The organism is Parajatrophihabitans canadensis (genome assembly GCF_053764775.1).
Genome location: NZ_CM132445.1, coordinates 3,997,645 through 4,019,263 on the forward strand (window position 1 = coordinate 3,997,645; position 21,619 = coordinate 4,019,263).

24 protein-coding genes are annotated in these 21,619 nt (G+C 63.9%); 7 read left to right on the forward strand and 17 right to left on the reverse strand.

The window, feature by feature from the left end; genetic code table 11:
- Positions 1-10 precede the first annotated feature (10 nt).
- From ACSMXN_RS19180 to ACSMXN_RS19195, 4 genes are read right to left on the reverse strand one after another with little or no spacing between them, the layout of a single operon-like run.
- Positions 11-1,486, reverse strand: a complete 1,476-nt coding sequence (locus ACSMXN_RS19180; RefSeq protein WP_022913926.1) for a bifunctional ADP-dependent NAD(P)H-hydrate dehydratase/NAD(P)H-hydrate epimerase — start codon at positions 1,484-1,486, stop codon at positions 11-13.
- 3 nt (positions 1,487-1,489) lie between these two features.
- Positions 1,490-1,858 (reverse strand): holo-ACP synthase, encoded by a 369-nt coding sequence (locus ACSMXN_RS19185; protein ID WP_022913927.1) that lies wholly within the window; start codon positions 1,856-1,858, stop codon positions 1,490-1,492.
- A gap of 8 nt (positions 1,859-1,866) precedes the next feature.
- A complete protein-coding gene (gene glmS, locus ACSMXN_RS19190; RefSeq protein ID WP_022913928.1) occupies positions 1,867-3,729 on the reverse strand; it encodes a glutamine--fructose-6-phosphate transaminase (isomerizing) in 1,863 nt (620 codons plus the stop codon).
- Positions 3,730-3,765: 36 nt separating this feature from the next.
- Positions 3,766-4,143, reverse strand: coding sequence for a winged helix-turn-helix transcriptional regulator (locus ACSMXN_RS19195; RefSeq protein WP_196811331.1), 378 nt, complete (start codon positions 4,141-4,143; stop codon positions 3,766-3,768).
- 82 nt (positions 4,144-4,225) lie between these two features.
- Here ACSMXN_RS19195 and ACSMXN_RS19200 point away from each other — a divergent pair, with 82 nt between their 5' ends.
- Positions 4,226-4,852 carry a malonic semialdehyde reductase gene (locus tag ACSMXN_RS19200; RefSeq protein WP_022913930.1) on the forward strand — a complete coding sequence of 209 codons (627 nt, stop codon included), beginning with the start codon at positions 4,226-4,228 and terminating at the stop codon, positions 4,850-4,852.
- Positions 4,853-4,921: 69 nt separating this feature from the next.
- On the opposite strand, the gene ACSMXN_RS19205 is transcribed toward ACSMXN_RS19200, so the two are convergent.
- The 5 genes from ACSMXN_RS19205 to ACSMXN_RS19225 form a co-directional block, all read right to left on the reverse strand.
- Positions 4,922-5,839 (reverse strand): hypothetical protein, encoded by a 918-nt coding sequence (locus tag ACSMXN_RS19205; RefSeq protein WP_022913931.1) that lies wholly within the window; start codon positions 5,837-5,839, stop codon positions 4,922-4,924.
- Positions 5,840-5,984: 145 nt separating this feature from the next.
- Complete coding sequence (glmM, locus tag ACSMXN_RS19210) at positions 5,985-7,322, reverse strand: phosphoglucosamine mutase (RefSeq protein ID WP_022913932.1); 1,338 nt, start codon at positions 7,320-7,322, stop codon at positions 5,985-5,987.
- A gap of 5 nt (positions 7,323-7,327) precedes the next feature.
- Positions 7,328-7,723, reverse strand: a complete 396-nt coding sequence (rpsI, locus tag ACSMXN_RS19215) for a 30S ribosomal protein S9 (protein ID WP_022913933.1) — start codon at positions 7,721-7,723, stop codon at positions 7,328-7,330.
- A gap of 66 nt (positions 7,724-7,789) precedes the next feature.
- On the reverse strand, positions 7,790-8,230 hold the full coding sequence (rplM, locus tag ACSMXN_RS19220; RefSeq protein ID WP_022913934.1) for a 50S ribosomal protein L13: 441 nt from the start codon (positions 8,228-8,230) through the stop codon (positions 7,790-7,792).
- 246 nt (positions 8,231-8,476) lie between these two features.
- On the reverse strand, positions 8,477-10,096 hold the full coding sequence (locus tag ACSMXN_RS19225; RefSeq protein ID WP_027139597.1) for an ABC-F family ATP-binding cassette domain-containing protein: 1,620 nt from the start codon (positions 10,094-10,096) through the stop codon (positions 8,477-8,479).
- A 55-nt stretch (positions 10,097-10,151) separates the two neighbouring features.
- Between ACSMXN_RS19225 and ACSMXN_RS19230 the strand changes: the two genes are divergently transcribed.
- From ACSMXN_RS19230 to ACSMXN_RS19255, 6 genes are all read left to right on the forward strand, one after another.
- Entirely contained in the window at positions 10,152-11,549 is a 1,398-nt protein-coding gene (locus tag ACSMXN_RS19230) for an FAD-linked oxidase C-terminal domain-containing protein (RefSeq protein ID WP_022913937.1), read from the forward strand.
- Positions 11,550-11,658: 109 nt separating this feature from the next.
- The gene (locus tag ACSMXN_RS19235) at positions 11,659-12,393 is read left to right on the forward strand and encodes a lysoplasmalogenase family protein (protein ID WP_022913938.1); all 735 of its coding nucleotides are present in this window, start codon (positions 11,659-11,661) and stop codon (positions 12,391-12,393) included.
- An 85-nt stretch (positions 12,394-12,478) separates the two neighbouring features.
- Complete coding sequence (locus ACSMXN_RS19240; protein WP_022913939.1) at positions 12,479-13,087, forward strand: alpha/beta hydrolase; 609 nt, start codon at positions 12,479-12,481, stop codon at positions 13,085-13,087.
- 207 nt (positions 13,088-13,294) lie between these two features.
- On the forward strand, positions 13,295-13,636 hold the full coding sequence (locus tag ACSMXN_RS19245) for a PE domain-containing protein (protein ID WP_022913940.1): 342 nt from the start codon (positions 13,295-13,297) through the stop codon (positions 13,634-13,636).
- Positions 13,630-15,372: a hypothetical protein gene (locus ACSMXN_RS19250; protein ID WP_022913941.1), complete on the forward strand. Its 1,743-nt coding sequence runs from the start codon at positions 13,630-13,632 to the stop codon at positions 15,370-15,372. Before ACSMXN_RS19245 ends, ACSMXN_RS19250 begins: the two co-directional genes overlap by 7 nt.
- A gap of 201 nt (positions 15,373-15,573) precedes the next feature.
- Positions 15,574-16,329: a cytochrome c biogenesis CcdA family protein gene (locus ACSMXN_RS19255; protein WP_022913942.1), complete on the forward strand. Its 756-nt coding sequence runs from the start codon at positions 15,574-15,576 to the stop codon at positions 16,327-16,329.
- 36 nt (positions 16,330-16,365) lie between these two features.
- Here ACSMXN_RS19255 and truA read toward each other — a convergent pair whose 3' ends face one another.
- The 8 genes from truA to infA all read right to left on the reverse strand — a co-directional run bounded on the left by truA (position 16,366) and on the right by infA (position 21,407).
- On the reverse strand, positions 16,366-17,208 hold the full coding sequence (gene truA / locus ACSMXN_RS19260) for a tRNA pseudouridine(38-40) synthase TruA (RefSeq protein WP_022913943.1): 843 nt from the start codon (positions 17,206-17,208) through the stop codon (positions 16,366-16,368).
- 129 nt (positions 17,209-17,337) lie between these two features.
- Positions 17,338-17,997 carry a 50S ribosomal protein L17 gene (rplQ, locus tag ACSMXN_RS19265; protein ID WP_022913944.1) on the reverse strand — a complete coding sequence of 220 codons (660 nt, stop codon included), beginning with the start codon at positions 17,995-17,997 and terminating at the stop codon, positions 17,338-17,340.
- Between the two features lie 97 nt (positions 17,998-18,094).
- Positions 18,095-19,120 (reverse strand): DNA-directed RNA polymerase subunit alpha, encoded by a 1,026-nt coding sequence (locus tag ACSMXN_RS19270; protein WP_022913945.1) that lies wholly within the window; start codon positions 19,118-19,120, stop codon positions 18,095-18,097.
- A gap of 126 nt (positions 19,121-19,246) precedes the next feature.
- On the reverse strand, positions 19,247-19,852 hold the full coding sequence (rpsD, locus tag ACSMXN_RS19275; RefSeq protein ID WP_022913946.1) for a 30S ribosomal protein S4: 606 nt from the start codon (positions 19,850-19,852) through the stop codon (positions 19,247-19,249).
- 26 nt (positions 19,853-19,878) lie between these two features.
- Positions 19,879-20,286: a 30S ribosomal protein S11 gene (gene rpsK / locus ACSMXN_RS19280; RefSeq protein WP_022913947.1), complete on the reverse strand. Its 408-nt coding sequence runs from the start codon at positions 20,284-20,286 to the stop codon at positions 19,879-19,881.
- Positions 20,287-20,374: 88 nt separating this feature from the next.
- Positions 20,375-20,749 (reverse strand): 30S ribosomal protein S13, encoded by a 375-nt coding sequence (gene rpsM, locus ACSMXN_RS19285; RefSeq protein ID WP_022913948.1) that lies wholly within the window; start codon positions 20,747-20,749, stop codon positions 20,375-20,377.
- A 238-nt stretch (positions 20,750-20,987) separates the two neighbouring features.
- A complete protein-coding gene (gene rpmJ / locus ACSMXN_RS19290; RefSeq protein WP_015883600.1) occupies positions 20,988-21,101 on the reverse strand; it encodes a 50S ribosomal protein L36 in 114 nt (37 codons plus the stop codon).
- Positions 21,102-21,185: 84 nt separating this feature from the next.
- A complete protein-coding gene (gene infA, locus ACSMXN_RS19295) occupies positions 21,186-21,407 on the reverse strand; it encodes a translation initiation factor IF-1 (RefSeq protein ID WP_027139599.1) in 222 nt (73 codons plus the stop codon).
- Positions 21,408-21,619 lie beyond the last annotated feature (212 nt).

A 21,619-nucleotide genomic window follows, 5' to 3' on the forward strand; every position in this document is an offset into this window, starting at 1 on the left:
AGTCGGTGCGTCAGCCGCGAATCTCTGCAACGAAGGTTCGCAACGCGTCGAGTAGGTCCGGCGCCGTGACCGGGCCTCGCTCAGCGGCGAGCGAACCTGCTGCGCCGTGCAGGTATGCGCCGACGGCGGCGGCCTCAACGGCGCCCAAACCGGTAGCGAGCAACGATCCGATCAAGCCGGAAAGGACATCTCCGCTTCCCGCGGTCGCCAGCGCTGGCGAGCCCGTCGAATTCACGAAACAGCGCCCGTCGGGCTCCGCCACGATGGTGGCAAAACCCTTCAACAACACGACCGCGCCCGACTCGGCCGCGGCCCCGCGGGCGGCGCCCACCCGATCGGAGCCGATTTCACCGAACAGCCGAACGAACTCTCGATCATGTGGGGTAAGGACTGTCGCTGCTCGCCGGTCGTACAGCAGATCCCGCAGTTGCCTCTCAGCAGCGATCAGGTTCAATCCGTCGGCGTCGACGAGTGCGACGGCGTCACTGCTGAGCACCCGTCTGAGCGACTCCCGGGCGCTGTCGGTGTTGCCCAGTCCCGGGCCAACCGCCCACGCCTGCACCCGCCCAGCGCCAGAAACAGTCTCGGTGACCAATACATCTGGCCACCGGCGGCTCACCTCACGGGCGGCGTGGCCGGCATAGCGAACCGCACCGACGCCGCCGAGGCGCGCCGAGCCAACCGCCAACTGTGCCGCGCCGGGATACTCGGCCGAGCCGGCGACGATCCCAACGACGCCGCGGGTGTACTTGTCGTCCTTGGGTCCTGGTCTCCTCAACAGCCCACCGACGTCGACACCGTCGAGCTGCAGGAGCGCCGGATTGCTCAGCTGGTCGCCAATGCCGATGTCGATGACTCGCAATCGTCCGACCTTGAGCCGCCCGTCACCGACCAGTAAGCCGGCCTTGGCTGCCCCGAGACAGACGGTGACCTCCGCCGACACCGCGGCGCCGATCACCGCTCCGGTATTCGGATCGACTCCGGACGGAATGTCGACCGCAAGTACTGGGGCGAAGGAAGTGTTGGCCAGATCCACCAGCGGCAGCAAGGATTCACGCAGCGCCCCCGACGCGCCGATCCCGACCAAACCGTCGATGATCAAATCTACCGCGGCTGGGCCGTTGGTCTGGCCGTTGGTCTGGCCGTCGGACTGATTGCCAATCTCCCGATCAATGCCCGTAGCCCAACCGCCGGCTGAGATCAATGCGGCTAGTCCATCAGCGTGAACCCGATCGGGTGAGGCGAGGATTGCCCGAACTTGGGCGCCACGGCGAGCGAGCTCGGCACCGGCATACAGTGCGTCACCGCCATTGTCTCCGGCGCCCACGAGCAGCAAAACCCTTGCGCCATAGGTGAAACCGAGGATTCCCGAGGCTTCGGTGGCGATGGCACGGGCGGCACGGGCCATCAAGGTGCCAGCAGGCACCTGGGCCAACACCACTGCCTCTGCCTGTCGAACCTGAGCGACTGTGTACGCCTCGAGCATTTCTCAATCCTCCGCGATCACGACGGCGGAGGCGATACCGCCATCGTGAGAAAGCGAAACATGTAGATGCTTGACGCCGAGTTCGGCTGCTCGAGCCGCGACGGTGCCGCGTATGACCAGCGACGGACGACCATGTTCGTCGACAACCACCTCGGCGTCCCGCCATTTCATACCGCCGGGTGAGCCAAGTGCCTTGGCCAACGCCTCTTTCGCAGCGAACCTGGCCGCCAAGGACTCCGGCGTACGGGGGCTGCCGGCGGGTGTGACCCGCTCAGCAGGGGTGAAAAGTCGTTCGGCCAACTCCGCGGTCCGCTCGGAGGCCGATTCGAATCGTTCGATCGGTACCACGTCGATCCCGACCCCGACTATCAAAGTGCGCGCTACTCGACGGTGACGGACTTGGCGAGGTTTCGCGGCTTGTCCACGTCATACCCGCGAGCCTGGGCGATCTCAGCGGCTAGCACCTGCATCGGAATCGTCGACACCAGCGGCGACATCAGGGTGGGAACTGCCGGCACCTCGATGAGGTTCGCCGCGTGTTTGGCGGCTAATTCGTCGCCCTCGGACGCGATCACGATCGTTCGGGCGCCACGGGCTGCGATTTCGGCGATGTTGGAGAGCATCTTCTGGTGCAAGATGGGCCTGCCGATCGGTGATGGCATTACCACGACGACGGGTAAGCCCTTTTCGACCAAGGCGATCGGCCCGTGCTTGAGCTCGCCCGCAGGAAATCCTTCGGCGTGCATGTAAGCAAGTTCTTTCAGCTTGAGCGCGCCCTCCATAGCCACCGGGTAGCCAACGTGCCGACCAAGAAACAGGATCGCCTTCGAATCGGCGATCTCGCGGGCCAGCCTGCGCACGTCCTCGACCCCTTCGAGCGTCTTGGCGATGTGCAGCGGCATCGACTCCAGCGCTCGGAAGTCGGCTGCGATCTCGTCGCCGTACTTGGTTCCACGCGCCTGAGCCAGGGCCAGCCCGACGATCAGGCCGGCGGCGACCTGCGCGGTAAAGGTCTTGGTGGCCGCCACTCCGATCTCGGGACCGGCATGGGTGTAGAGCACGGCGTCGGATTCCCTCGGTATCTGCGCGCCGTTGGTGTTGCAGATCGCGAGAACCGTCGCCCGTTGGTCTTTGGCGTGCCGAACCGCCTCGAGGGTGTCGGCAGTCTCGCCCGATTGGCTGATGGCAACGACCAGCGTCTGCCGGTTCAGGACCGGGTCGCGGTAGCGAAACTCCGACGCATACTCGATCTCGACCGGGATGCGCGTCCAGTGTTCGATGGCGTACTTCGCGACGAGGCCAGCGTGGTAGGCCGTCCCGCATGCGACTACGTACACCTTGTCGATCTCACGAAGTACGCCTGCGTCCAGGCGCTGCTCGTCCAGCACGATCCTGCCGTCCACGAAATGCGAGCGCAACGTGTCGGCTACCGCGGTGGGTTGCTCCTGGATCTCCTTGAGCATGAAGTAGTCGTAGCCACCCTTTTCGGCAGCTGACAGATCCCAGTCGATCGTGAATCGCTTTCCGTCGACAGGCTTACCGTGAAAGTCGGTGATGGTGTAGCCGGCTCGACTGATCTCCACGAGCTGGTCCTGGCCGAGTTCCACCGCGTCCTTGGTGAATTCGATGAACGCCGCTACGTCGGATCCGAGGAAGGTCTCACCGTCGCCGATCCCGAGTACGAGTGGTGAGTTGCGCCGGGCGGCAACTACGGATTCTGGGTTGTCGCGGTCGACGAGCACCAAGGTGAACGCGCCCTGCAGTCGCAGACAGACCGATCGGACGGCGGCAGCCAGATCAGCCGCGCCGCCGACATCGACAGACTTGGCCAACTCGGCCGCGACCAGATGCGCGACGACCTCGGTGTCGGTATCGGAACTGAACTCAACACCGGAGGCTTCGAGTTCGGCCTGAAGCTCGGCGTAGTTCTCGATGATTCCGTTGTGCACGACAGCGATTCGCCCGTTCGCATCGGCGTGCGGGTGGGCGTTGCGGTCGTTCGGCGCGCCGTGTGTCGCCCAGCGGGTGTGACCGATGCCGGTACCGCCCGAAATGCTGAGGCCAGCCAATTCGGAATCCAGGTTCTCGATCCGCCCGGCTTTCTTTGCTGTCTGTAACGCTCCCGAGTCGGAGATGATCGCGACACCGGCCGAGTCGTAGCCGCGGTACTCCAGCCGTCGCAGGCCTTCTACCACGACCGCGAGCGCTGACCTTGGACCTACGTAGCCAACTATGCCGCACATAACGCAAAGCATACGGGAGTGGCAGGAGATGTCGGCTCAGCGCTCGGCGCCGGTGGGCTCCTCCTCCGCTTTCGGACAGGAGTTGGCAGGCAAGTTCGCTGCAGCCCAGACGGACAGTTCGTTCAGCGCGGGGAGCAACGCCTGACCCGCCGGAGTGAGGCTGTATTCGACAGCCAGAGGCGGGCCCTCGTCCACCAAGCGATAAATCAGGCCGGCTTTGGACAGTTCGCTGAGGCGTTCGGACAGCACAGAGTCACTGATCCCCGCGATCGCGCGCCGCAACTCGGAGAACCCCGCCGGGCCCGAAAGCAGCGTGCCCAGCAGGACGCCGTTCCAGCGTTTGCCGAGAAACCCGAACGCGCGGGCAAGCGCTGCGTCGCACGAGCGGGGCTCGTGGCGCTCGTCACGTTTCATGGCCATGACGCCATTCTATCCGAGTGCTATCTTTACTGGTGTCACTATTTTTTTAGAAGTAACACATGGATTGGAAGTCACTATGACAGACCTGCTCGAGGAAACGGCGCCACAGCAGCTCAAGCGGCTGGACGACGCGGGCCGCGCGCTGTTGTTCACCGACGCACGGACGGTAAACAACTTCGCGCCTACGCCCGTCAGCGACGCCGAGCTCGCCGAAATCTGGGAGCTCGCCAAGTGGCCTCCAACCGCAGCGAACACTCAGCCGCTCCGCGTGCTGTACGTCCGCACCCCCGAAGGTAGGGAGCGCCTCGTTGGGCACATGAACGACGCCAACAAGGCCAAGACGGCGTCGGCGCCGGCAGTAGCGGTCCTCGCGATCGATACCGCGTTCCATCTGCACATCCCGACGGTGCTGCCCTTCAGGCCAGAGCTGAAGGACGTCTTCGCCGCCGACGACACCATGCGAACTGAGACGGGACGGTTCAGTGCGGCGCTACAGGCCGGCTATTTCCTGCTCGCCGTACGAGCCCACGGATTGGCGGCCGGGCCAATGGCAGGTTTCGACGCACCGGCCTTGGACGCGGACTTCTTTCCGGATGGCCGCTGGCAGTCCGTCCTGGTGGTCAACCTCGGCCACCCCGGTGAGAATCCCTGGTTCGACAGGTTGCCTCGGCTGAGCCACGACGACGTCGTTCAGTGGGCCTGACCGCGCCATATTCACGAATCGTGTAACGCTCGGCACCTATGTGGTGCCGAGTGTTACACGATTCGTGAATCAGCCACTCGGTACGGCACTTGCGGTGTCGCCTTGAGCGTTTTCGGGAGGTGCGGTCGTGCCGCCCGAGCCAGGCGAGCCGCTCGGCGACAAGCTCGGGGTATCTGACGGGCTGGTCGTAGGGCTTGAGCTAACCGTTGGGGATGGCGAGCTGGTGTCCGACCCGCCGGGGCTAGAGGCCGGCGCGGGTGTGGTCGCGGAACCGGAGTTGACCGCTGACGGGGTCAAGGACCCAGTGCTCGGCGCTGACGGGGAGTGTCGGTCGGGCTGCCGCAACGTGCCACCGAACAACGAGGTGCCCTTGCCGTTGTGATTGGACACCGTTGAAGAGATCGGCTGGCCTGAAATCGCCTCGAACGCCGTCACTGCCCCGAGTGTGACTACGAACAAGACGCCGGCGAGCAACGCCAGCCGCTTTGGACTCAAGTAGGTCGCCCACCTCAAGCGCCTGACAGCCGATGGGGATCCAACCGACGCGGAGCGAACCGATGTTGAGCCCACCGATGCGGAGTCAACCGAACCATTGGCATCAGCCGACGTGCGCGGACCCGACGACGGTTCGTGGACACCGAAGCGCTGGGCGACCGCCGACTCGATGGCTGCCACTCGAATACGTTCCCGGGTCGTGTCGAGGGAGTGCTTGTATACGGCGCTGCCGACCACCGACACGACACTGCCCAACGCGGCACCAATCACCGTGCCCGCGACTCCGAAGAACGAAGCCGCCACGGTCGCGCTGATCGCGGCGAGGACACTCGCAATCAGCTGGGTCAACGACAACGTCAGCCGCTCGGGCTGCTTCGGACTCACTGCCGGGTTCGGGTTCGCGCTCGGAGCCGGCTCGTCCGGCGGCTTGTTGTTCGTGCCGCCAGAACTGGCCTGCTCGAGATCACGGTCATTCACGTCGTGGTTGTTCATGGCATTCGACTGGGTAGGGGAATTCACTGATTTCGTTTCGTCGCACGGTCTTGCTTCGGACAGCTGAAGGGATCTCTCAGTCCAACGGCCTCGGTCAGGAGTCAGTTCCGACCGGCCAATCCGGCCACACACACGCGTGACCGCTCTAAGCGGTACGAACGACCTCAGCCACCCGGTGTGCGATCGCATCTGCGTGCTCTTGAGTCAGCGCCTCGACCATGACCCGAACGAGCTGCTCGGTTCCGGACGGGCGAAGCAGAATCCGCCCGCTGTCGCCGAGTTCTGAACTGGCCGCGGCCACCGCAGCGGCCACCGCGTCCGAAGCCGCAACGGTCGCCTTGTCGGCGACGCTGACGTTGATCAGGACCTGCGGCAAGCGGTTGACCAGCGAAGCGAGTTCGGCGAGCGAACCACCTGAAGCCACCAGACAGGAGGTCAGCCGGAGTGCAGTGAGCAGGCCGTCGCCGGTCGTGGCAGCGTCGGTGAAGATGACGTGGCCCGACTGCTCACCGCCGAGGCTGAGGCCCTGCTCGGTCAACGCCTCAAGCACGTAACGATCGCCGACGGCGGTCGTCAAAACCTTGATTCCAGCGGCCCGCATCGCGTGGTGAAAGCCCAGGTTGCTCATGACAGTTGCCACTACGGTGTCATCGGTGAGCGCGCCCTGATCCTTCAGCGCGCGCGCGCAGATCGCCAAGATTTGATCGCCATCGACGACGTCGCCCGCTGCATCGACAGCCAGGCACCGGTCGGCGTCACCGTCCAGCGCGATGCCCAGATCGGCGCCGTGCTGGGCGACATAGCCGGCGAGCGCCTCGATGTGCGTAGAGCCCACGCCGTCGTTGATATTCAGGCCGTCCGGCTCAGCTGCAACCGTTACCACGTTCGCGCCGGCCTGTTTGAACAGGCTCCCGGCCACGCTCGACGCCGCGCCGTTGGCGCAGTCGATGACGATCTTCAAGCCAGACAGATCGGCCGGTGCGTAGGACAACAGGTGTCGGATGTACTGCTCGGCCCCGTCGTCCTGCATGGTCACCCGGCCGACAGCGGCACCTACCGGCCGCGGTTTCGTCCAACCGCGATCGATTTCGTCCTCGATCTCGGACTCCAGGTCGTCCGGCAATTTCTTGCCGCCGCGGGCAAAGAGCTTCACGCCGTTGTCAGGCATGGGGTTGTGACTGGCGGACAGCATCACGCCGACATCAGCGCCGTAGACACCGGTCAGGTAGGCAACTGCAGGTGTCGGGAGGACGCCGACAAGCTTGACATCGGCGCCCGCCGAACTCAGACCGGCGACGACGGCAGCTTCGAGCATCGTGCTTGACACGCGAGGGTCACGGCCCACCACGGCAACCGGCCGGTGCGTGCCCCCATGAGCCACCAACACCCGAGCGGCGGCACTGGCGACGGCCAGTGCCAGCTCGGGTGTCAGGTCGGCGTTTGCGACACCGCGCACGCCATCCGTGCCGAAATAACGGCCCACGGGTGTTAGCGCTTGGAGTACTGAGGAGCCTTGCGTGCCTTCTTCAGGCCGTACTTCTTGCGCTCCTTGATTCGGGAGTCACGGGTCAGGAAGCCAGCCTTCTTCAGGGCCGGACGGTCATCAGGCTCGAGGCCGATCAAGGCCCGGGAGATCGCGAGCCGAAGTGCGCCCGCCTGTCCGCTGATGCCGCCGCCGATCAAGCTGGCGAGCACGTCGTACTGGTCAACCTTCTCCAGCGTCACGAACGGCTCTTTGATGAGCTGCTGGTGGACCTTGTTGGGGAAGTAGTTCTCAATGGTGCGGCCGTTCAGCTTGAACTGGCCCGTGCCCGGTATGAGCCGGACCCGGACGATGGCCTCTTTTCGCCGGCCGACGACCGGTACAACGACGGGTGTGGTCATAAGTCAATGTCTCCTAGTTACCGATGTGACGAAGCGTGCGCGCGAGCGAACAGTGCCTGTTGGGCACTACTGCGCGACCTGCTTGATCTGATAAGGCTGCGGGCTCTGCGCGGCGTGCGGGTGATTGGGGCCGGAGTAAACCTTGAGCTTCTTCAGCTGGGCACGACCCAAGGTGTTCTTAGGCAACATCCCCTTGACGGCGAGTTCGACGAGCCGCTCGGGCTTGGTTTCGAGCAATTCGCCGACCGTGCGCTGGGACAAACCGCCCGGGTAGCCGGAGTGGCGGTAGCGCAACTCCTTGAGCTTGGACGGCGAAACCGCAACCTTGTCGGCGTTGACGATGATGACGAAGTCGCCGGTGTCCACGTGCAGGGCGAACTGCGGCTTGTGCTTGCCGCGCAAGAGCGTGGCGGCCTGGCTCGCGAGGCGGCCCAGAACGATGTCGTTGGCATCGATGACATGCCATTCGCGGGTCACTTCGCCGGGCTTCGGGGTGTAGGTAGACAAGAATTCGCTCTCTCTAGTCGGTCTTCACGGTGCCTGTCGCACCGCTCCCACGGTCTCGCCGAAGGATTTCGGCAACAACCCTGAGACATGGCCGTCGATGCGCTGACCCCTGAAAAACGGGTGCAGGCGAACCTGCGAGACACACCAGCGGATAACGATACCGGCGAGCAGACCTTCGACCAAATCGCGCGCGCCGGCCACCCGCCCTGGCAATGTGCTTCCCGCCGGCGAATCGCCGGCGAAGGGTCAGCGCGGTCGAAGTACCCGAGCCGAGTCAAACACTGGTTCCGACGATTCGGCGACGACACCATCTGCACCGAAGACCAGGTAGCGGTCGAAGCGCCTGGCAAACCATCGATCGTGCGTCACCGAAATGACGGTGCCGTCAAAGGACTCCAGCGCGTCCTCGAGCGCCTCCGCCGAGAGCACATCGAGGTTGTCCGTCGGCTCATCCAAGAGCAGCAAGGTCGCGCCCGACAACTCCAGGAGCAGGATCTGGAACCGCGCCTGCTGTCCCCCCGAGAGCGTGCCGAAGGTCTGGTCACCCTGCTGGTTTAGTTCGTAGCGGCGCAGCGCGCCCATCGCCCGTCCGCGATCCACGCCGGGTCGGCCCGGTTCGCCATGCCAGAGCAGATCGACGAGGGTGCGTTCGGACCACTCGGGATGGGTATGCGTCTGGGCGAACAGACCAGGCACCACCCGGGCACCCAGCCGCCACTGGCCCGAGTGCTTGACCGATTCCCCGCCGAGCAACCGCAGGAAGTGTGACTTGCCGGCCCCGTTCGAGCCGAGTACTGCGAGCCGTTCGCCGTAGAACACCTCGATGGAGAACGGTTTCATGAGTCCGGACAGCTCGAGGTCTTCTGCCGTTACTGCTCTGACTCCGGTGCGGCCACCGCGCAATCGCATCGTGACGTTCTGTTCCTCGGGCTTGTCTGGTGGCGGCCCCTCGTCCTCGAATTTCTCCAACCTGGTCTGCATGGCCCGGTACCGAGAGGCCATATCGGGAGAGATTTTCGCCTGCTGCTGCAACGTTCGGACCAGCTCGATCAGCCGCGCGTGCTCCTCCTCCCACCTTCGTCGCAACTCAGCCATCCGGTTGTGACGATCCCGGCGGGCCTCGTGATACGAGGCGAATCCCCCGCCGTGCACCCACGCAGTACCGCCTTCCACCGTCACGACGCGGTCGGCGACCTCGGCGAGCAATTCGCGGTCGTGACTGACGAACAAGACGGTCTTGGGCGTCTGTCGAAGTTGCTGTTCCAACCACATTTTGCCTGGCACGTCGAGATAGTTGTCAGGTTCGTCGAGCAGCAGCACCTCGGCCGGGCCCCTGAGCAAGGCCTCAAGGGCCAGCCGCTTCTGTTCACCCCCCGACAGCGTCGCGATCTCGCGGTACTTACAACCCTCGAAGCCGATCCCGATCGCGGCGACCGTGACGGTGTCCATCACGACCTCGGCGTCGTAGCCGCCTGCATCGCCCCAGCTGGTCAGGGCGTGGGCGTAGCGCATCTGGGTCTTCTCGTCGTCGGTCTCCATCAGTGCCAGCTCTGCGGCGCTGAGGTCCGCCCAGGACGCGATGATGGCCGGCGATGACAGTCCGATCAGAAACTCTTGCACCGTCGTGGAATCGCGGACCGAGCCGATGAACTGACGCATCACCCCGAGGCCGCCTGATCTGGCGATCGCACCGGACTGGGGCGCCAGGTCCCCAGCGATGAGCCGCAGCAGCGTCGTCTTGCCGGCGCCGTTGGCGCCGACCAGCGCGGCCTTCGCACCCTCTCCGACGCGAAAGCTCACGTCGTCGAGCAGAATGCGCCCATCAGAAAGCTGGTGCCGGACGGACTGCACGTCGATGTATCCCACGATTGCCAGTCTGACGGAGGGCGCAAGTCGCATTCTTGTGGGCACAATGGCTGCTATGGGTCAGCGAACCGAATCCATCGCACCTACCGCGGTTGTACCGCTTGATCAATTGCTTGCCGAGCTCCCCGACACCGGCGTCATCACCGATCCCGATCTCATCGAGAGCTATCGCTATGACTGGGCTCACGACCCAAGCGCTGGCCACCCGCTGGCGGTTGTCCGCCCGTCCTCGTTGGCCGAGGTTCAGGCGACCATGAGGTGGGCGCACCGTCATCAGATCGCAGTGGTGCCGCGAGGTGCAGGCAGCGGACTTTCGGGCGGATCATCTGCGATCGAGGGCGGAATCGTCCTCAGTCTCGACAAGATGCGCAACATCGAGATCGACGTCGCCAGCCGGACGGCGACTGTCGAACCAGGCGCGTTGAACGCCGCCGTCAAGGTCGCCGCCGCAGAGCACGGACTTTGGTATCCGCCCGATCCCTCCTCGTTCGAAATGTGTTCGATAGGCGGCAACATCGCAACAAACGCCGGCGGACTGTGTTGCGTCAAATACGGCGTGACGACGGACTACGTGCTTGGCCTGGAGGTCGTTCTGGCCGACGGAACCGCGGTAACACTCGGAGGCAATCGGCTCAAAGACGTCGCCGGCCTCTCGCTGTTGAAGCTCTTCGTCGGCAGCGAGGGCACGCTCGGTATCGTGACGCGCGCCATTCTGCGACTGATCCCAGCCCAGTTGCCCGCGAGCACGATGGTCGCGCTGTTCTCATCGGTCTCGGATGCAGCCGAAGCGGTGGTTGCGATCAGCAAGGTCGCCCGGCCGGCGATGCTGGAACTCATGGACGCAGCGGCCATCAACGCCGTGGAGGACCACCTGTCGATGGGCCTTGACCGGACTGCTGGCGCTCTGCTGCTCGCCCAATCCGATCTCGGCGGCGTGGGAGCATCAGCCGAGATAGCGCAGATCGAACGAAGCTGCCTTGATGCGGGAGCACTCGAGACGTTCAGCACGGACGATCCGTCCGAGGGCGAGGCGTTTGCGGTCGCGCGCCGAGCCGCCTTCCCCGCTATTGAGAAGCGCGGCTCATTGATGCTCGAAGACGTCGGAGTCGCCGTCCCGCAATTGCCGAAGCTCCTGATCGGTATCGCCGACATCGGCCGGCGGCACGGTGTCGAGATACCCACGGTCGCGCACGCCGGCGACGGCAACACCCATCCAATCGTGGTCTACGACGCCAACGACCCTGAGTCAGTGCTTCGCGCCGGGGCAGCCTTCAACGACATCATGTCGCTGGCGATCGCCCTCGGCGGCACCATCACCGGTGAGCACGGCGTCGGCCGATTGAAGAAAGCCCATCTACCGGTTCAGCTCGGTCCGGAGGTGATGGAGCTCACTCGGCGGATAAAGGATGCCCTCGATCCGCTCGGGATACTCAATCCAGGGACGATTCTTTAGGCACCTTTGTTTAGACAGCTTTCGACGTCTTTAGACACCGCAATTGTCACAACGCAGGATCAGCCATATTGCGCCGACTTGACCGCATGATCGTTAAAGTCGGTAGCCGATGACAACCGGAAGTTGGGTACTGGTCGCCCTGGCGGCCGCCTTCGCCGTCCTCGATTGGCTCGCGGTCAGTGCCCAGTCGCGGACGGGTGAACGGCTAGCCAAGCCGGTCACGGTGGCATTGCTGGCCGCTGCCGCACTAGTCGCCGAGCCGTCTCACGGTGGCGTTCAGCCCTGGCTCGTCATCGCTTTGCTGTTCGGTCTGCTCGGCGACATCGTTTTCCTACCGAGGCAAGCACCGACGGACCACGTGCCTTATTCTGCGGCACATTCTGGGGCACATTCTGGGGCACATTCTGGGGCGCGGGCCGCGGCACCGGAAACGACCAATACCTATTTCATCATTGGCCTGATCTGTTTTCTGCTCGGTCAAATCAGCTACTGCGTGGCCATCGTCCGTTTCGGAGTGGACAGCACGAGCGCGCTGTTCGGGCTTGCGCTGGTGATGCTGATGTTGCTCACCTGCACCCGGCGCATCGTCGTCGGTGCGCGGCTGCTCGGCGGTCGGGTGCTCTCAACTGTGGTGGGCAGCTACCTCCTCGCACTCAGTGCCGGCGTCGTCCTCGCTGTGGGCACGCAGTCTCTGCTGATCGCCTACGGCAGTTTGCTCTTCGCAGCTTCGGACCTGATCCTTTCCTACGATCGGTTCGCCAAAGCCCAGCCGTGGTCACGGGTTGCCGTCGTCGTTTCCTATCACGTGGCCCAGTTTTGTCTGTTGATCGGACTGGTGCATTGAAGGTGCGATAGATCGGCGAGCGGCCCGCGATCACCTAAGGCACTGAGCTCGTCGCGCAGAGAACGGCATCCGTAAGCTGCTACTCATGCCACGTCGCCCCACTCGAACCGTACCCACCGTCCTCATTCACGGAATCGATGGATCTGGCGCCGAACACTGGCAGACCTGGCTGGCAACCCAGCTCACAGCGGCTGGGCGCGAGGTTCGCTTCCCCCAGCTACCCAATGCAGATTCGCCGGACTTGACCACGTGGTTGTCCGCCTTGCGGACATCGCTGGAGGGGCTGCCGGACGACGGATACGACGTCGTGGCGCATTCGCTAGGCGCCGCGTTGTGGATGCACCACGCCGTGCAGAATTCAGACCCAAGTAACGGCAGCAGTTCGCCACGGCCCGCCCGGGTGGCTCTGGTGGCGTTACCCGCCGACGATCTGCTTCCGGCGGCAGCACGTTCGTTCGCGCCGATCCCGCTCGACATCGATGGCTTACGCAAGGCGGCGGACGGCACGGTGCTCGTGGGGGCGGACGACGACCCGTTCTGCCCGGGCGGGATCGCACGCGTCTACGGTGCCCCGCTCAAGATGGCCGCAACAATTATCCCCAACGGCGGACACCTGAACGCGGCATCCGGCTTCGGCCCGTGGCCCGCGGTGCTCGACTGGTGCGGCCGGGACAACCTGGCCTTCATTGCCTGAATAACCTTGCGTGAACAACCTTGCCTGAACAACCTTGCCTGAACAACCTTGCCTGAACAACCTTGCCTGAATAATTTTGCGTGAATCGCCGGTCGGCGTCGTTCACGCAGCCTGTGGATAACTACGCTCGGACGTCGGTCGAACGTCATAGGCTCCTCCCCGCGAGTGGCCAGAGCGGCTTCTCGATCGGGGTTCCGGGGGCGAGTCGTGAGCACGATCAGCGTCGATCCAGCAGCGTTGGCCGAAGCATCCTGCCAAATTCGCGACATCGTCGCCCGTTTGGAAGCGTTGACTGCGGCACGCACCGTGGCATCACTTGTTCACTGCGTGCCAGGCAGCGCGACCAGCCAGGTTCTTGATCGGCTGAGCAACGAGATCGCGTGCTCTCTTCGGCAGGCCGGTCATGAGGTGCAATCGACCGCGGCGACACTTGGAACGAGCTCGAGGTGGTACCAGTTCGTCGACGATCTTCGTGGCGCGCCGTCGACCGATCGCCGCCCAAGTGGAGCGGCCCAGCCGGCAGTCGAGAGGTCCGGCTCGGGATGGTAGGAGTCCGCACATTGCTGAGCTGGGATCTCGACTCGGTAACCGCGGCGGCGATCAAGCTGGCCGCGGACAGTGAACGCATACGGGGCTGTTTCCGCGATTTCCGCACCAGATCAGATCTCCAGGCCTCCTGGTCCGGTGTCGCCGCCGACGCTGCAAGCGAGCACGCGCAGGCGCTCGCTCGGCAGTTATATGTGTCCGCTGACCTCATAGGTTGGGCTGGCTCGATTATCGGTCGCCGGGTGGCCGACCTGGTCATCGCACGCGAAACTGTCTGTGCGCTTCGGCGACAGGCCGAAGCTGCGCAATTCACCGTCTCCGACGATGGTTCAGTCACCCTGGCGCGAAGTCAGATTGCCGTTGCGGCAAAGTCAGACTGGGCTGCCTCGAACCCCGCTCAGCACGCCCGTGAGCTCACCGAACGGCTCACCGCGGCGCTGCGGGCGGTTGACATCGCCGATCAAGACCTGGCGCGGGCGCTGAGTTCGGCGTGGCAGGTTGTCTCCGAACGCGCGAGCAACGTGGCATTGATCGATCGAGTCGTGCACTTTGTCGAACCTCGCTTTGTCGGACCCGTCACGCCGGGAATTCACCCTCGAGGTGGTCGCGACGATCCATTTCTTGCCGATGCTGTCGGACCTCTTGTCGGTGCCGGGTCTCTCGGCTTTAGGGAGGGCGGCCGCCTTCTCCCGCCGTCCGACCCGGAATTCGCGACCTGGTTCGCGGCTCTGACACCACACGAGAAGCAGCAGTCGCTCGACGCACTGCGAGCCACGGCAACGCCGCTCGGTCACGGGCACGGCTTCTTCGCCGGCATCCAAGCAGGCGAACTGCCTGGCTGGGCAAAGGACCTGAACCGACGATCACTAGGTTGCGTCGACGCCGACAGCGGAGCACCGCATAAGGGCATGACCGGGTACGGCTATTTCGGCGGCGGCACCATCGCTGGGCCGGCCGGCGGCCAATGGCCGATCGTCAACCCCTATTACAGCGACGGTAGCCACGTCTTTCTCGACGATGCTAACGGCATCACACCGTCTGGCGGCATCAACGAGTTGGACGGGCGGGACCCAGGTTGGCATCGGGTGAGCATCGCCACCGGCCTTGCGGCGTTCGGTTCGATCTCACCCGCCACGAAGATCGCGACCGGCCTTGCGTCCTCATCCGGTACCGGCGGCCCGAACGGTCGCGATTTGACCGTGAGCATAACCGCGCCACAGGACGTCCGAGTCGGCTCGAACGGTGTCCCGCAGCAGGGCGATGCCCGCAAATCGGTGGCGGGGACGCCAACCGACAAACCCTATTGGGACGTGCGCTCAACGACGAGTCATCCGAGCGACGAGCTGCCGCCGAGTCACCCCATCGACGGCATGGACAACGCTGTCGGTCTGGTGACCCAAGTCCTCGAAACCGCCAACGCAGTACATGACGTGAGTGCCCACGCCCAGCGGCAATGGTGGGTGGACTATCAGATCAACGACGACGGCCGTACTCGTGCAGTCGTTCGAACCTTTACCGCCGCGATCAAATCCAATCAGCGCGAAGTCATCGGTGGTTTCGCCAACGCGTTTCCGAGCGGGCAAAGGGGCGCGACCGCTGAGATCCCGATCAATACCCGGTATCTGCCTGGCGAGGCCACCATCACTCCGGCAGGCGGTCCTGAAGTGAATGGCGACAGCCATCGGGGCGGCATGATCTTCGACGGCCCGTTGCCGATCAGGGAGAGACTCGAGAAGTAGGCCGTGGGCCGCACATGAGCGGCAACACGTTGATCGGTTCTGTGCAACCCAAATCCCCATCCCGGCGACCGCCGACCTTCTGTTTCGTGAAACGCCTGCGGACGCGTGCAGCTGCATGCTTGACTGATCGCGTTTTGCCCTGGGAAACGGAAACAACTCCCCGGCAATGCCCAGAAACTCCGAAGGGGTCGGTTCGAAGCGATGGACAATGGCTTTTCCGAGGCAGTGGTTTCGGGCAACCTTCTCGTCGCCGTGCCCATCGCCGTCCTCGTGGGACTCATTGGCTTTCTGTCGCCATGCGTCTTACCGCTCGTTCCCGGCTACCTGTCCTTCCTGGCGACGGTGTCCGGGACAGATCCGAAACGCGCCCGGGCTCGGTGTTGTGGTGCGGCGGCGCTTTTCGTCCTTGGCTTCACAGCAGTCTTCATCGCACACGGATTCCTGTTCGCTTCCGTCGGTGTCATGCTGGCAGTACATCACCGCCTGCTCCAACAGGTCTGCGGCATCGTCACGATTGCCATGGGCTTTACCTACCTCGGCGCTTTCAGCTTCCTTCAGCGCGATGTTCGCTTGCGTCGGCCAAGAGCCCGCGGCTTGATCAGCGCACCCTTGCTCGGATTCACGTTTGCGTTGGGCTGGTCGCCCTGCACCGGGCCGACACTGGCCGCCGTGCTCGGGCTCTCAGGGAGCACCGGCGCAGCCTCTCGCGGCGTCTTCCTCGCGGCTGCCTACTGCGCAGGCCTGGGAATACCGTTTCTGTTGTTGGCCGCCGGTACCGGTTGGGCAGCAAAATCGGTCAACTTCATCCGCGCGCATCGTGGCACGGTGACGCGGTTGGGCGGCGCGCTATTGGTCGTCATCGGGTTGTTGCTGTTCAGCGGGAGATGGGATGCCGCAGCCGGCGCGTTGCAGACGTTCGCCAGCGCGCACCTACCCTTCGTGGGCGCCACCCTTTAGCCGACAGGCATCGTGCCCCAACCCGACACGGGTCGTTCAACCGGCGTTGCCGCAGCAGCCAGGCGGAGTAAGCGGCGTTCGAACGGCCCTGCTCTGTTCGGCGCGCGCGGCGAGTTCCGAATGCGGTGGATACCCGACTTCGATGAGAACCAACCCGTGAGGCGGCGCAACGGTGATCTCGTCGCTTCGGGTGGCCCGCGCGAGAAGCGAGCCCGGCCAGTCCGAGTCTCGCCGCCCCTCGCCAACCGAAGCAAGCGCGCCAACGAGAGATCGGACCATCGAGTGGCAGAACGCATCGGCCTGCACCCGAAACTCAATCAGGTTTGCTTCACGGACGACGTCGAGTTGCTGCAGTGTGCGAATGGCGGTCGCACCATCGCGACGCCGGCAGAACGCGGTGAAGTCATTCAGGCCTAACAACCCCTGCGCGGCCACGTGCATAGCCTCAACATCGAGAGCGCGTCGCCATGACACCGTGTCGTGACGCCGCAACGGGTCGGCGCCGTAGTCGGCATCAGAGACTCGATAGCGATATCGACGCCAGATTGCGCTGAACCGAGCATCGAACCCGGGCGGTGCGGGCGCCATCGAAAAGACCCGAACATCCGGCGGGAGCAGTCCGGCCAACCTACGCAGCCCACGTTCGAGCTGTTCGGCATGGCGGTCTTCGGGAATATCGAAATGCGCAACCTGGCCTGTCGCATGGACGCCCGCATCGGTGCGTCCAGCTACGACTAGGCCGATCTGGGCGACACCGAACAACGTCGTGAGAGCGGCCTGCAACACCCCTTGAATCGTTCTGCGGTCTGGTTGGACGGCCCACCCCGAGAAATCGGTGCCGTCGTAGCCCAGATCGAGCCGGAGCCGGATGTCAGTCACGGCTCGTCATCCACCGCACCAGAGTCCCTTTCTCGCACGAACAGAACCATCGAAACGGTCGAGCCCGCCATCCGCTGTGTGCGGATGGCGGGCTCGATAAGCAATGTCACTACCAGACCAACGGCAGAACTACTTGGACTCGTCCTCAGCTGCGTCGGATTCTTCGGAGTCGCCGTCGTGGGAATCGCCGATGACGTCGAGGCCGGCGTCCTCGTCGACGAGTTCGTCGTCATCCTCGATCTCGTCTACCAGGTCGTCGTCGGTGTCAGCTGCCTTGGCCTCAGCTGCGTCCTCGGCAACCTTGGCCGCGGTGGCTGATTCACCCTTCGCGTCCTCTGCGATCTCGGCAGTCCGACCGGTCGGCGCCTTGGCCGGAGCCACTTTGGTGCCACGTGACCTCTCGGCCTCGCGCACGACCCTTGCCGCCGCCGAAAGCTCTTCGACGATCTCGATAACGGCCATCGGCGCGTTGTCACCCTTGCGCGGGTTGATCTTCACGATCCGGGTGTAGCCACCTGGCCGCTCGGCCATCTTCGGACCGATCTCGGCGAACAGCTTGTGCACCACGTCCTTGTCACGAATGACCTGCAGAACCTGACGACGAGCATGCAGGTCACCCCGCTTGGCGAAGGTGATCAGCTTCTCGGCGAGCGGACGCAGCCGCTTGGCCTTCGCCTCGGTGGTGGTGATCCGGTCGTGTTCGAACAACGACGTCGCGAGATTCGCGAGCATCAGCCGCTCGTGGGCCGGACCGCCGCCGAGACGGGGACCCTTGGTGGGCGTAGGCATGGTCTTAGCTCTCCTATGGAAGAGAAATCAGTAGTTATCTCGGATGAGATCCAGCACCAGTCGATGAGTCTGACTGGAACTCGAACTCGCCAGTTCTTTAAAGCTCTTCGGTCTCGGCGTAGTCGGTGTCATCGCCGAAGTCATCGCTACCGTATGAATCGACAACAGCGTTGAGATCGAATCCGGGCGGGCTGTCTTTGAGCGCCAAGCCCAAACCGTGCAGCTTGACCTTGACCTCGTCGATCGACTTCGATCCGAAGTTACGGATGTCGAGCAGATCGGCCTCGCTACGACCGACCAGTTCGCCGACCGTGTGGATGCCCTCGCGCTTGAGGCAGTTGTACGAGCGCACGGTGAGATCAAGTTCTTCGATCGGCATCGAGAAGGCGGCAATGTCGGCGACCTCGGTCGGCGACGGGCCCACGTCGATACCCTCGGCCTCTTCGTTCAGCTCACGCAACAGGCCGAACAGCTCAACCAGGGTGTGACCGGCACTGGCAACCGCGTCGCGCGGAGAAATCGAGGACTTGGTCTCGACGTCAACGACGAGCCGATCGAAGTCGGTGCGCTGCTCGACACGGGTCGCTTCGACCGCGTAGGTGACCTTCAGAACGGGCGAGTAGATCGAGTCGACTGGAATCCGGCCGATCTCCTGGCCGGGCTGCTTGTTCTGGACGGACGTGACGTAACCGCGGCCACGCTCGACAACCAGCTCGATCTCGAGCCGGCCTTTCTTGTTGATCGTCGCGATCTTGAGGTCGGGGTTGTGCACGGTGACACCGGCCGGCGGCGCGATGTCGGCGGCGGTGACGTCGCCGGGGCCCTGCTTGCGCAGGTACATCACGACCGGCTCGTCCGAATCGGACGAGACGACCAGCTCTTTCAGGTTCAGGATCAGATCGGTGACGTCTTCTTTCACGCCCTCGACGGTCGTGAATTCATGAAGCACGCCATCGATCCGGATGCTGGTCACTGCCGCACCGGGGATCGAGGAGAGCAACGTGCGACGCAGGGAGTTACCCAACGTGTAGCCGAAGCCTGGCTCGAGTGGCTCGATGACGAAGCGTGATCGGTTGTCGGCAATGACCTCTTCGGTCAACGCCGGACGCTGTGAGATGAGCAAGATGTACTCCTTGAGCTAATGGGCGACCGCTATATGACGCCCGGGATAAATATTCAGTTGTCGCAACCCGCCCGGTATCGACGCGTGCCGTACTGGCACGAACCGGTGACCGCGCAGGCGGCGCTGTTACTTGGAGTAGAGCTCGACGATGAGCTGCTCGTTCAACGGGATGTCGATCTGAGCGCGCTCAGGCAACTGGTGCACGAGGATTCGCAGCCGCGAGGGCACGATCTGCAGCCAGGCCGGAACCGGCCGCTCGCCAAGGGTCTCGCGCACGATCAGGAACGGCGTGGTCTCGAGCGACTTCGGCTTGACATCGATGATGTCCAACGGCGAAACGCGGTAGCTGGGGATGTCCACCTTGTGGCCGTTGACGATGAAGTGGCCGTGGTTCACCAGCTGACGGGCGGCGCGCCGGGTTCGCGCGAAACCGGCGCGGTAGACCACGTTGTCGAGGCGGGATTCGAGAATCTGCAGCAGGTTGTCACCGGTCTTGCCGTTGCGGCGGGTGGCTTCCTGGTAGTAGTTGCGGAATTGCTTCTCGAGCACGCCGTAGGAGTACTTTGCCTTCTGCTTCTCCTGAAGCTGCAGCAAGTACTCGCTCTGCTTGATCCGTGCGCGGCCGTGCTGGCCGGGTGGGAAGGGACGACGCTCGAAGGCAGCGTCGCCGCCGACCAGGTCAACGTTGAGACGGCGCGAGATGCGGGTCGCGGGTCCGGTGTAGCGAGCCATTTCTTATTCTCCCTAAAAGTTTCTCGTCAGACCCGGCGCCGCTTGGACGGGCGGCAGCCATTGTGGGGCTGGGGAGTGACATCAGAGATAGTGCCGACCTCGAGGCCCGTTGCCTGCAGCGAACGGATCGCGGTCTCGCGGCCCGAACCGGGGCCCTTGACGAATACGTCGACCTTGCGAACGCCGTGCTCCTGCGCCTTGCGGGCCGCGGACTCGGCGGCCATCTGCGCGGCGAAGGGAGTCGATTTACGCGAGCCCTTGAAGCCGACGTGACCGGCCGAGGCCCAGCTGATCACGTTGCCCTGGGGGTCGGTGATCGAAACGATCGTGTTGTTGAAGGTGCTCTTGATATGAGCCTGGCCGTGCGCAACGTTCTTCTTTTCCTTGCGCCGGACCTTCTTGACAGCGCCAGCGGCGCGAGTCTTGGGGGGCATAAGCCGTTATCTCCTGGATGAGTGCGAAACGAAGTGGGATGTACTAGGCGATGGAGACCCGAACGGGCCGACCCTGGTCGCGTGAGTACTACTTGGCCTTCTTCTTGCCGGCCATGGTCTTCTTCGGTCCCTTACGGGTACGGGCGTTGGTCTTGGTGCGCTGCCCGTGAACCGGCAGCCCGCGGCGGTGCCGCAGACCCTGGTAGCAACCGATCTCGATCTTGCGGCGAATGTCGGCGGCAACCTCGCGGCGGAGGTCACCCTCGATCTTGTAGTTGCCTTCGAGGTGCGCACGGAGAGTGGCGAGATCCTCATCGCTCAGATCGCGAGCGCGCAGGTCCGGGCTGATGCCGGTAGCTGCGAGAGTCTCCTCGGCACGGGTGCGTCCGACGCCGTAGATGTAGGTGAGTGCGATGACCATCCGCTTTTCGCGAGGTAGGTCTACACCGGCAAGACGTGCCATACGGGGCAATCTCCTTCGTTTCTTCGGAGGTCTTGTGCGCATCCGTCCGGTTGTGCCCTGCTCATTTCTGAGCCAGCCGGCCCCGGCCTCCGACCGGGGGTGGCCCGCGATTGCCCGGATTCGACTCCGGGAGACCTCGGGAGGACTGCGCTTGCTTTGGTCTTGCTGTGGTGTTGCTGTCTAGCTCGGGTCTTGCTCGTATTGCTGGCTAGCGGTAGTGCTGATGCGGGTCGGTCTGTCAGCCCTGGCGCTGCTTGTGGCGCAGGTTCTCACAGATGACCATGACGCGGCCGTGGCGACGAATGACCTTGCACTTGTCGCAGATCGGCTTGACGCTCGGCTTGACCTTCACGGCCTGACTCCTGATTGGTACGCGACGCGCACGGCCGGCTCCCGGAAGACTGGAAAGCGTTGTGCCCGTCTGAAATCGGTTGGCTTACTTGTAGCGGTAGACGATCCGTCCACGGGTGAGGTCGTACGGCGACAGCTCCACGACCACGCGGTCCTCCGGAAGGATCCGGATGTAGTGCTGACGCATCTTGCCGCTGATGTGAGCGAGCACCTTGTGCCCATTGCTCAGTTCCACTCGGAACATGGCGTTGGGCAATGGCTCGACCACGCGACCTTCGACCTCGATGGCCCCATCTTTCTTGGCCATAACCTCCGCTTTTCGTATCGTCGCGCAGCGTGCTGTGCGAGTTTTCGTACTGCAGTTGGACACAACCCGATCAACGCGGTTCAGCCGCATCGACGAAATACGCCCAGCGCTACCGATGAGGGCCGGTATCTGCTCGCGGCCACAGCGAGCTGCCGCCCTGTCTTCTGGGCAGAAGAAATCGCTGCGACAGAGGACGGGACGAGAAACCGGCG